This is a genomic window from Rhodopirellula islandica (assembly GCF_001027925.1).
In the GTDB taxonomy this organism is placed as follows: Bacteria; Planctomycetota; Planctomycetia; order Pirellulales; family Pirellulaceae; genus Rhodopirellula; species Rhodopirellula islandica.
Map to the genome: position 1 here is coordinate 20,578 of NZ_LECT01000016.1, position 11,768 is coordinate 32,345.

Here is an 11,768-nt window from a genome sequence, read left to right on the forward strand (position 1 = left end):
CTTCGCCATCGCACTTCCAGTCACCGGGGTGCAGTCGGCCTGGGGTGTCAATCCGACATCACACGACAACGAACACCATGACGTTCAAACCCTGAAGTTCGGCATGTCGACTGCTTTGAGCGGACCGGCGGGGGAACTGGGCATCCACATGCGGCATGGAATCCTTGCCGCGTTTGCTGAAGCGACGACACAAAAGGTCTTCCCTGGCAAACGACTGGATCTGATCGCGTTGGATGATGGGTATGAACCGGCTCGCACCGCGTTGAACATGCACCAACTGACGGAAGTGCATCAGGTGTTGACTGTGATTGGCAATGTTGGAACTCCCACAGCGATCACAGCGATTCCAATTGCCCAGAAGACGCAAACCCCATTCTTTGGTGCTTTCACCGGAGCCAGTCTGCTCCGAAGAGAGCCCCTCCCCAACTGCGTCATCAACTACCGCGCCAGCTACGCAGAAGAGACGGCAGCCATCGTGGATGCATTGGTGGCGAAAGGGATCCGACCAGAAGAGATTGGCTTTTTCACCCAGAACGACAGCTTCGGAGACGACGGTTTTTTTGGAGGACTGGCCGCGATCAGGCGGCATCAAACCATCAAAATATCGAGCGTTCCGCATGGCCGCTATCGCCGAAACACATCGCAGGTCGAAGATGGACTGGCGGACCTGTTGATGCATCATCCGACGCCCAAAGCGGTCATCATGGTCGGCAGCTATGAACCCTGCTCGAAATTGATTCGCCTGGCGAGGCAGAATGATTTCAACCCGCAATTCCTTGCGATTTCGTTTGTTGGTTCCGATGCACTGCAACAATCGCTGGGCGAAATGGCCGACGGGATTGTTGCCACGCAGGTCGTGCCTCATTTCAATCGCGACCTGCCGTTGGTCTGCGAATACCGCGACGCGATGCAGACATACGATTCAGAGATTCCTCTGTCGTTTGTTTCGCTGGAGGGATACACGGTCGGTCGGATCCTGATCAAGGCGGTGGCATCCATTCGCGTCGAAATCAGCCGTCCCGCCATCCTGGAAGCGTTTGAACAACTGGGGCAATTTGACATCGGGCTGGGCAGCCCCCTGACGCTGGGACCAAACGATCATCAAGCCAGCAACCGGGTGTGGCCCGTCATGCTCAAGGCCGATGGAAGCGAATCGCTGTCATGGGAGGAGTTGCCCAGTGAGTGACCCCACCCCAACCATCGACGACGCGTCCAACCAGAAATCCAGAAACGCACATGCCGCGCAACGCCGAGTGCGTTGGCTGAGTGCCACTGGCGTCTGCAGCGGGATGCTGTTTTTCTTCATCGCGACTGCGCTCTTGGATTGGCATCGAGACAGCCGCATGCACGCCAACGCAATCGTCAAGCAGGTCGACGATGCACAATCCGGCATGGACCGCGTGACGGTGATCCGGAATCAAGAATGGACGGGACTGTTGTCCGGATCACCCTCGTCCCTCGAGGATCCAGTGAGCGACTCCCAGAACAACTGGCAACAAGAACTGGTTCCGGTTCAAAGCACCTTCGACTCTTTGAATGCCACGCTCAACCTTCAGGGCAATCAGAAACTGGGCATTGCCACCGAACCGTTGAAGAAATGGAACGATCAAGCTGCACACTGGAGTCACCGGCACTCGGAACTGAACGCAGCGGCAGAAACGCAGTTCACAGAACTCGACATTGCACTTGATCAACTGCAGCAAGACGCTGATGAACAGCGTGGCATTCATCGCCTCAAAATCGCAGTGGGCCTGCGAAGTCATTTCTCGAAGCGTCCCAAACCGATCGATGAAATCCTGAAAGACTGCTCGCGTTCGGCCCTGCTCAATCAACGCAGCGGAGACCTCAAGGAACTGCGTCTGTATCTCAACCAGTTGATCGCGAGTTTCCATGTCGACCACTTGGCGGACCTCAGCCAGAATCAAATCCGTCCGGTGCTGCTGCGACTGAAAACATCAAGTGAAGAGCTTGGAAAGTCGCAGGAGGTGCAGCAGGTCAACGACGCCATCTTCGGTCCCACGGACGACGACGGCAACCAAACCAATTTTGACCGCCCCCACGGGCTGGATCCCCGACCTGAAATCCCTCCTGGGATCCTGTCGCTCCAATTCGCCCTCGCGGAAAGTCAATCGGAGCGTCAGCGACTTGCTGAATCAGCGGCGGAGCATGCCCGCTTACTCGATGACCAACGCAACAAGCTTGCGATGGCAGGCGACCAAGTGAAGAGCCAGTGCATCGAAAAATTTGCCAACACGCTTCAAACGATCTGGCTTGCGAACCTCGCATCCGGATGCATCCTCGGAATGCTGTTCCTCTTCCTCACTCACAAAGTTTCTCAAGACATTGCGATGCAAGTCGATGCCATCGATCAGACGGCTACCGATCTGGCGAACGAACAATTGTTCCTGGAATCGGTCCTGTCCAATTTGCCGATTCCTCTGTACTGGAAAGACGAGACCGGACGCTACCAAGGTTGCAGTCGATCGTTCGCGGAATGGACGGGATTTTGCTCCGAAGAGGACATCGTTGGACACACGGATGCGGACCTGCCCTGGGACGACGCCACTCAAGAACACAAAATCGATCTTGAACGGTCGATCATGCGATACGGGATTCCAATCAAGAACCAAGAGATCCTGCAAACGCGAGCAGACGGAAAGCCGTACGTCGTGCTCGCCAGCAAGACGCCGCTGTACAACAACCAAAACGCCAGCGTGGGCCTTGTTGGCACCTACATCGACATCACTGAGCGCAAGACGGCAGAGGAGCGTCTGAATGGGTTGGCGAAAATCCAATCCGAGTGTCCCAGCGAAATCTACGTGTTCAACATGCAGACGTTTGAACTGCTGGAACTCAATCATGCCGCCTGCCAAAACCTGTTGGTGGACGAAGAGGAATACCGCGGCAAATCGATTTCAAGCTATTTGAAGGAATCAACGACCGAGAATCTGGTGGAACTCTTGCGTCCCATCGTCGACGGTGAAGCGGTCGAAGTGGAATACGAGCTGACACATTTGCGAACCGACGGGACCTGCTATCCCGTTCACGTTCGAACGCTCACGATCGAGCATGGATCGGCGCAAGCCTTCGTCGCCTGTGCAACAGACATGACGCTTTACAAAAAGCTGGAGAGCAAACTGCTGCAAGCGCAGAAACTGGAATCGATCGGGCAACTGGCAGCGGGCATCGCTCACGAAATCAACACGCCCATGCAGTGCATCTGCGGGAACATTGATTTTCTGCAAAACTACTCGGATCGCTTGCTCCAAATTGTGGATACGTTCCAAGGACTGCTGGAGAAGAGCCCGGAGTGCTGGGAGCATCGAATTGCTACGATTGCAGAACTACTGAAGAAGAATCGATTCGACTTCATTCGGTCTCAATTCCCAATGGCGATCGAAGAGACTTCGACAGCTGCCAACCGAGTGGTTGAAATCGTCCGGGCCATGCGTGTCATGTCGCATCCGGGATCTCACTCGAAGAGCCCCACGGATATCAATGCTCTGATTCGAGACGCCAGCATTCTGAGCCGAAACCGCTGGAAGTGCGCTGCCACAGTCGACCTCGTGCTTGACACCGAATTGCCAACGATCGATGCCCGCCCCGCTGAACTCAGCCAGGTGTTCCTCAATCTGATCATCAACGCCGCGGATGCGATCGGCGACACTCCGCAAAGTGGTTCAAGCGAGCTCGGTCAGATTCGAGTCGTCACAAAATACGATGACGACAACATCTACATCGAACTCAGTGACAATGGCCCGGGGATGTCGGATGAAATCAAGGCGAAGGCCTTTGAGCCCTTTTTCACGACCAAAGAAGTCGGCAAAGGCACGGGCCAAGGATTGTCGATTGCCTACGACGTGATCACCAAGCTGCATGGCGGAACGGTGGACCTCCAAAGCGACATGGGCGAGGGAACGTTGTTCACGTTGTGCCTGCCACGTCAGACTGACGAAGACGCCCCGACTTCCACGGGCATCGCGGTCGCCCCGACGACCATGCCAAACATCTCGACCCCAGCCGTCATCACGTGAATGCGTGAGCTTCGGAGGATGCATGTCGTCACGGAGGGGGAACCGGCGCTGCTGCAGTTCGCCTGGGACTATCGCCCGAACAGTTTATCGATTCGAAGCTTTTCGAAACCTTTGTTCAGGCTGTCTTCCAGCTGTTGTTGGCCGCGGCCAAGTTGTTCCTGCAAGAAGTTGGCCCCGGCCTCTTGAGCGGCACGTGTTCCCATGTCCGCCACAATCCGCTGAATCCCGGACGAATCCAACCGGGGACGATCCAAGGTTCCGTTGACTGGGATCGTGATCGTCTGCCCTGAAAGCACGCTCAGGTCGCTTCCAATCCACGAGGCGTCCAGCGGAATTTGAGCCATCAAATCCAGCTGCCCGTCCATCGTCACACGCCCACTGGTGGTGACCTTGGCCCGATCGATTTCCAACAGCAGCGCGCGGTGATCCACGACCCCGCCGGCCACATTGAATTCGATGGTCTGCGCTGGCATGGTGATCAGCGTTCGATTGCTGCGAGGCGGATTGGAACTGGATCCAATCGCCGCGAGTGATTGCAGTTGGCGAGCCCCAGCGATGACCTGATCGGCCAAGGGGCCGGCATTCATCCGAACTTGATCGACTTCCAATCGCCCGCGAATCGTCGATTGATTGGGGTTGTCGATGGAGACCGTGCCTTGCTCGAGCGTTGCACTGAAGGTGCCATCCACGCGCGCTGCATCGGCTGCAATCGGTGCGATGTATTTCAACCACTGACCGGTGATTTCTGGCGTCAGCTGGACGTTTTTCGCAATGGGGCCCGGCTTGAGTTCAATCCAAATCGCGGGCCGGTAGTGCACGTCGCCCGCCAACAAGAGCTTGCCATTTGCAACCGCCGCGTTGCTGCCCGTTTGATAAGTTGCCGGATCATTTGGGTCGTAATCCAGCGGCGCGACCTGAGGGCCGTATTGCTGAGTCACGTAACGACTGGCTCCCAACACCGGAATCGTACTGGGAGCAATCGAGACAACCGACTCCGTCATTTGAAACGGCACCTCAGCAGGCCCGAACCACATGCCCGCCGCATCGACGCTCTCCCAGCCCAAGCTGCCATCGACATTGAACGAGAACTGATCCTGGGGACCTTGCACGTACTGCAATTTGAGAGGTGTGGGGTGAACTCCCTCGGCGATGATGGGTGTTCCTGTCAACTCGGTGATCCGGCGAGCCACCTCGTCCATTTTGAAATTTGCGGGACCTTCGAGTCGAACCGATTGCTGCTCGCCTTTCCAATCGACAGTGCCCGACAGCGTGGTCGCGAACCAGTCGCCCGCAATCTGCATCCCTTTGGCCTGCAATGACGATTCGTTCAGATTCCATTCGGCTCGGCCATCGACACGAAGATTGGGTTCCGACCAGACGACTCGCTTGGTGCTGTTGAAGTTGACCGACGTCGGTGGAACCGTTTCGACCAATTCGAACTTTTGTCCGGTCAAATGCGAATCCAAGAACAACACGGCGGGATCGCCGGTCGCCACGACGCTGCCTTCCATTTTCCCTCGCAGCAACCACTCGCTGGACGCGGCGTTGTTGGCGGCTGCGTCGCTGGACGCTGTGTTTCGATAGGCGACTTGCTGAACAGATCGTGCTTGAGAGTTCGACTGCGACAACCGTGGGTCTTGCGGACGATTGGCGAGCCGTTCTCGCATGCTGGTCTGCAGCCTTTCCAGTTCCGCTTGCCAAGCGATTTCGATGTCAGTCATGCCGCCGATCCATTCTCCCTGGATCGCCGCAGAGGCCGCATCACCAGCGACTGTCAACGAGCGAATGATAACGTCCTGCTGCGGGTAGCTGGCTTTGCCATCAAAGTGCAGCTTGACCAGCTGTTGCTCCCAGATCTGATCTGACATCGGGACTTCGAGCTGAGTGATCTGGGCGTCCATGGATTCCAACAAGGCCGCGCCGGACTGACTCAGTCCCCCACGGGCATTGAAGCGAAAACCGCCCTGCAGAGATTCGTATCCGGCGGGCATCCACGGGGCCAATGTCTGCGCGATCGCATTGAGCTGCCCCTGGCCGCTCATTCGCAAAGGAATCAAACGGTCGACATCCAGAGCGGAAATCGCCTGAACCAACTCGACATCGGCTTCCAGTCCGTTGCCCAGGACATTCAGTTTTCCACTGATCAACTCCGCCAACCGCCCACCGCCACTCGCTTGCCAGCGGCCGGTGATGTCCAACTGCGACTGCAAAGACGAAGGTTGAAAACTCTGTCCAGGCGTCAACTCGATCGCCAATCCGGTCATGCGTCCATCACCACGCAGACGCCATGTCCCGTCGTTTTGAGCGTTCCACTGCAGCCCGCCTTGAACGTTCCCTTCCAAACGGCGGTCATCCAGATCGATCAAAGGGCGAAGGATGCGGGCGAGCTTGCCAAAATTGATATCCACATTGGCAGAACCGCTGCGCAAATCACCTTGACCATTGACAACCGCAAAGGGGCTGTCGAGTTCAAATTGTTCGGCGAAGAGCCGTTGGGTGTCACTGGCTACGACGGCGAGCACGTCAATGGGTGCCACACGAATCTCACCACCTTGGGATTGGGCTTGGATGATCCCGCTGCGAATCATCAAGCGGCGGCGACGTGCATTTCCACCGCCAATCGCGGATGCACCTCCACCCGCGATGGGTTCGATCCGTGCTTCGACGATTCCGTCGACCAACGTGACCCCATTTCGCAGCGGCAGCAACTCAGGAAGTGCCCGTCGCAAACGCGGTAAATCGACCTGCACGGTCACGGTCGCATCGACTTGATTCAGCCAAGCCAACGGATTCGTCGTGTTGCCAGCCAGGGAGACGGAATCGGGGAACGATCCATTCATTTGCACACTGGCGAAATCGGTCTTCGCGTTGATTTGTCGGGCGCTGACCCGTCCTCCGCGAATCTGCAAATCACCGTCGAAGGTGGCCAACTCGTTGTCCCACAGTTTTCGTCCCGTTTTTGAATCGCTCGCAACCAAATTACGAACATTCAATTGACGCAGAGAAACATTGGGCTCGCCGGTTCCTGTCAGGGTCAATTGTGTTTGCCCTGACAAATCACCGGTGATCGCCGTCGGCAGTTCACTGCCGGGGAAACGACGCTGGGCCAAGGCCAGAACCGACAGAGGCAGCGAATCAGCATCGATCTCGACCGACAACTGCTCCGCTGCAGTGGATTCAGCGGTCGCATCCATTGCCAGCTTGACGTGGCCGGCCACCGATCCATCGCCCCCTCCAGGCTGGCTCAAGACACCATCAAAGGTGACGTCCAGCCAGGAAGCGTCGAGAATCGCTTCGGCATGGGACTGACTCAGCGTCCACGTTTGGTTGGTCTCGGCATCAGTCGCCAGAACTGCCACGTCCTGCAGTTTGACGATGCCTTGCGGAACAAAGGCGGAAGGTTCGTTGGAGGGAGCAAGAAGCGTCGCCAAATCATCTTCGAGCGACGTCGTTCCATTCTCCACCGTGCATGAAAGTTGCACGCCACGAACGAGGACTTCACCGAATTGTCCCGCCTGAGGCTCACCCGACCAAAGGTCGCTCAATGAGATCGAGGTCTGCAATTCATCGACGATGATTTCGGACTGGCCGAATCGCCCCACGACGTGCAGCCCTTGAATTTGCAGTGGGGTCAGCCAGCCAATTTGCAGGGAGTCGGCACTTGCATCCAGGTCATACTTTTCCAGCGTTCGAACCAAAAAGGAACGCCCCATCGGTGAATGACTGACGAGGCTGGGAAGAGCCCCGACACCAAGAATGACAAAGGCAAGCAAGACCAGCACGAGCGTTCGTTTGCGCTGCAGTCGACCTTGTCGACGACTGCGAGTGCGAACTTCTTGCGAACGCTCCATGACGCCTAATTTGGCATCGAGGTCGTAATCCCGGGCCGCTTTGCGTCGCATTGCCGTCGATCCAATCCGTGAAAAGTAGTGCTCGCAACCCCATCCATCGTGGTGCGGCAGGGCGGAGCATACTCCTTTTCGACGCATGACCCCAAGAGACGTTTTTGAACCCCTGGTCAGACGTCTGCGATGGCGGAAGACAAGTCGTCCGACACGAGAATTCCATTGGCCCACCGATTCTGTCGGCGCATAAAAAAAGCTCCCGGAAAGTACGAGGTCCTAGGGGGGCGGAGGACAACGCGCTTCTGTTCCGGGAGCCGGTGGTCGGTTTGTTCGATCGAGTGAGCACATCCTTGTGATCACCAACCGAACGTCCGTCATCTCAAAATCCTAACAAGGGTTTCCAGGTCAATCCGTGACCATCAAAACATCTTGAAAATCTCGCAGCCAGCCTTTCAATTGAAATCAAAAGACGACCTGTGCGAGATGCGATTTCGAAACTTCGCACGTCGCAATCGGACCGGGTTGGAGGTCCGTTTGCGACGATGGGGGCAACTTAGCGGGGGCCGCTTTCGTGGGTCAAGCCGAGTTCGCAAAAAGTCTTTCAGGTTCTGGAAGCTCATGTCACTCCTGTCCATTTTGGTCCCCGAAATCGTTTAGAATCGGCCTGAAAACTTTCTCGATATTCTTTTCATCCCCGCCAAAGCCCCTTCCTTCCATGCAGTTCACTCCACGTCGTAAAACCAAGACAACGTCTTCGACTTCGACCAGCGCCCCCTCCACGACTGCGCTGCCCTCAACAGAATCGTCACCTCGCGTTTTGAATTCGTTGCTCAGCCCATCCCTCGCCAACGCTGCCTCCCCAAGAGCATCGCATGGTCAATTGCTAGCAAATCGGTTTCGCCGTCTGACTTGGCTCGCACCCATCATCGTGTTGTTGGTTTGCGTCGGCTGCCAGCCTCCGGCCAACGAGCAAGCGGACTCAGCCGACAAACCGCTCCACTTCGCAGTCATTCCCAAGGGCACCACCCATATTTTCTGGCAATCGGTCAAACTGGGGGCTGAACAAGCGGGTGACGAAATCGGTGCGAAGATCACCTTCCGAGGCCCCTCGAAAGAAAACGACCGGGATGAGCAGATCAATGTCGTCCAAGGATTTCTCAACGCTCGCGTCGATGGCATTTTGCTGGCTCCGCTGGATGCCGATGCCTTGATCCGACCGGTGAAGGAGGCCAGCCGCGCCGGTGTCCCCGTTGTGATCTTCGACAGCGGACTGAACACCGACCCGGGCGACTACGTTTCTTATGTGGCCACCGACAATTTCGAAGGCGGCAAATTGGCGGCCCAGGCGATGGCCAATGCATTGGGGGCAGACGGCGGCGATGTGATCTTGCTGCGTTACCAACAAGGCAGTGAAAGCACACACCAACGCGAAGAGGGATTCTTGGCTGCGATCGCAAAACATGAGAATATTCGCGTGATCAGCAGTGACCAGTACGCCGGAACGACGACAGAGACCGCCATCGACAAAGCCCAAGCGTTGCTGAATCGCTTCGGTGACACGGTGGATGGAATTTGCACCGTTTGCGAGCCGACAGCCGAGGGCGCACTGCGAGCACTTCGCGAACGCCAATTGGCAGGCAAAGTCAAATTGGTCACTTTTGACAGCAGTGATTCACTGCGAGAATCACTTTCAGCGGGCGAAACGCACGCGATTGTGCTGCAAGATCCCGTCGCCATGGGTTATCAAGCGGTCAAAACGATGGCAGCTCACCTCCGCGGCGAGACGACCGAAGCGTTCCTCGACACCGGTGTTTTTGTTGCTACAGCAGAGAATCAAGACGAGGAAACCATCGCTCGACTGCTCCGCCCCGCCGTCGCGGGCGAGTGAGACCGAGCGACGGATGACCGCGTGCGGGTCGGAACCCAATAAAATTGCCTTCCTGCCGCATCTGATCAGTGTTGCAAACGACAGGCAGCGGATAGACTTCCCGGAATGAACAGAATGAGAAATCAACACCAACCGCGTGCAGGACGCGGAACACGACCAGCCCGCTTCGAAGAACCGGTCGACACGATCGCTCTGCTTGAATCCGTTGGACCGGTGGAAACACCGCCGGAAATGGACTCCTTTGATGAGCTGGACTTGTCTCCGATCATGCGTGAATCGGTGAAAGCAGCTGGATTCACAGCTCCATCGCCCATCCAAGCCGCCTTGATCCCGCATGCCCTCAATGGCAGGGACGTGATTGGTCAGGCTCGCACAGGCACCGGTAAAACCGCGGCCTTCAGCATTCCAATCCTTGAGCAACTCGATTCGCTGGAAGATTGTCGCGACCCGCAAGCAATTGTGATTGTCCCGACTCGCGAATTGGCCGATCAAGTCGCCGCCGAGGCCGAAAGGCTTGCCCGCGGGGTTCCGACCGAAATTGCCGTGCTCTCCGGCGGAAAAAACATGAACCGCCAGCTTCGGCAGCTGGAAAATGGCACGCAGCTCGTCGTCGGGACTCCCGGTCGAGTGCACGATCACCTGCAACGAGGCACTCTGCGCACTGACAAAGTCTGGTGCGTGGTCCTGGATGAAGCCGACCGGATGCTGGACATCGGTTTCCGGCCTCAAATCGAGCGGATCATGCGGAAGTGCCCCCGAAATCGGCAGACCTTGCTGCTTTCGGCCACCCTTCCACCGGTCGTTCGACGACTGGCCGAAAGCTACATGCAAGAACCAATCGTGATCGATTGCTGCCGCGACGAAATGTCGGTCGACACAATCGAACAGCGATACTTCACCATCGCCCAAGACGACAAAGTCCGATTGCTGGAATCGTTGCTGAAACGCGAAAACCCTGAACAGGCGATCATCTTCTGCCGCACCAAGCGGGGCACTGACCGCCTGCACCGGAAGCTTTCGCAGGAATACGGAGGCGCTTGCGGAGCCATTCACGGCGATTTGCAACAACGGGAACGCGATCGCGTGCTTCAAAAACTTCGCGATGGAAATCTGAAGTTCCTGGTGGCGACGGATGTCGTCGGCCGCGGGATTGACATCAGCACGATCTCACACATCGTCAATTTCGATGTCCCGCAAGATTGCGACGACTATGTTCACCGCGTTGGCCGCACAGGCCGCATGGGCCGAGATGGCGTTGCGTACACCTTCGTGGTGCCAGGTGAAGGTGACATTCTGACCAGCATCGAGCAACGGATCAACAAATTGCTGATCCGAGATCAAATGGATGGCTTTGAATCGCCTGCTGAGAAAGCGGCCGCAGTTGCGGCAGCAGCGCCCGAACCAGAGAAAGAGTTGCGGCGCACCCTCAATCCTATGACACGAAAACGCCCTCGCCGGCGCTGATTCTTCCGAGGGAACTTTTTCGCAAGTCCAACGTCCAACCTGACGCAAGAATGTGTCGATTGTGACGGATGTGAGCCGCGAGACTTCTAACCCAACGTTCCCGCCCCCTCTTGTGGGTGAACCGCTCGGGTCGATTTCGCCATCAAAACCGGTGCAATTGGCGCATTTGTCCGACGAGTGAACGCTGCGGTAAGTAGCGATGCCGCAAAAATTTGCGACGTTATTTACCCCAACTATACTCGGCGGACTGATCGCGCGAGCTGCGCCTGAATTGCCAGACATTGCTGTCTGAGCGATTCCAAGCAACGCCGCGAGATCAACCTTGTCATCCACGACTGATCTCTGATTGTCCGCAATTCCGCGGCCAATTGGAGCTCCGAGATTCACATCAAGTTCGGCGGATTGGGTTGGAAATTGGCTGTTTCGGAAGCCAACCAAGACTCAATCTCTGGTCTGCCTAGAAGGTTCGGTCTATGACCTCGCGTCAGCGAAACACAGTGTCTCCGTCCACGGAAAATGCTTCCTCCCACGATCGTG

The 11,768-nt window shown here is 56.7% G+C and carries 5 protein-coding genes; 4 read left to right on the forward strand and 1 reads right to left on the reverse strand.

Going from position 1 to position 11,768, the window contains the following annotated elements; translation table 11 throughout:
* Nucleotides 1-28 precede the first annotated feature (28 nt).
* Together RISK_RS07235 and RISK_RS07240 are read left to right on the forward strand one after the other, a co-directional pair.
* Nucleotides 29-1,186, forward strand: a complete 1,158-nt coding sequence (locus RISK_RS07235; protein WP_390173926.1) for an ABC transporter substrate-binding protein — start codon at nucleotides 29-31, stop codon at nucleotides 1,184-1,186.
* A complete protein-coding gene (locus tag RISK_RS07240) occupies nucleotides 1,179-4,034 on the forward strand; it encodes a PAS domain-containing sensor histidine kinase (protein ID WP_236696115.1) in 2,856 nt (951 codons plus the stop codon). The genes RISK_RS07235 and RISK_RS07240 overlap by 8 nt, the downstream gene beginning before the upstream one ends.
* 68 nt (nucleotides 4,035-4,102) lie before the next feature.
* On the opposite strand, the gene RISK_RS07245 is transcribed toward RISK_RS07240, so the two are convergent.
* A complete protein-coding gene (locus RISK_RS07245) occupies nucleotides 4,103-7,936 on the reverse strand; it encodes a hypothetical protein (protein ID WP_173442633.1) in 3,834 nt (1,277 codons plus the stop codon).
* Between the two features lie 769 nt (nucleotides 7,937-8,705).
* On the opposite strand from RISK_RS07245, the gene RISK_RS07255 reads away from it, so the two are divergent.
* Nucleotides 8,706-9,767, forward strand: a complete 1,062-nt coding sequence (locus RISK_RS07255) for an ABC transporter substrate-binding protein (protein WP_236696116.1) — start codon at nucleotides 8,706-8,708, stop codon at nucleotides 9,765-9,767.
* Between the two features lie 114 nt (nucleotides 9,768-9,881).
* Complete coding sequence (locus tag RISK_RS07260; RefSeq protein WP_047813616.1) at nucleotides 9,882-11,231, forward strand: DEAD/DEAH box helicase; 1,350 nt, start codon at nucleotides 9,882-9,884, stop codon at nucleotides 11,229-11,231.
* Nucleotides 11,232-11,768: the final 537 nt, after the last annotated feature.

Bases quoted from the DNA above. Each gene is read 5' to 3' on its own strand.
- RISK_RS07245 (WP_173442633.1), bottom strand. From the start codon at position 7,936: ATGCGACGCAAAGCGGCCCGGGATTACGACCTCGATGCCAAATTAGGC.
- RISK_RS07260 (WP_047813616.1), top strand. From the start codon at position 9,882: ATGAGAAATCAACACCAACCGCGTGCAGGACGCGGAACACGACCAGCC.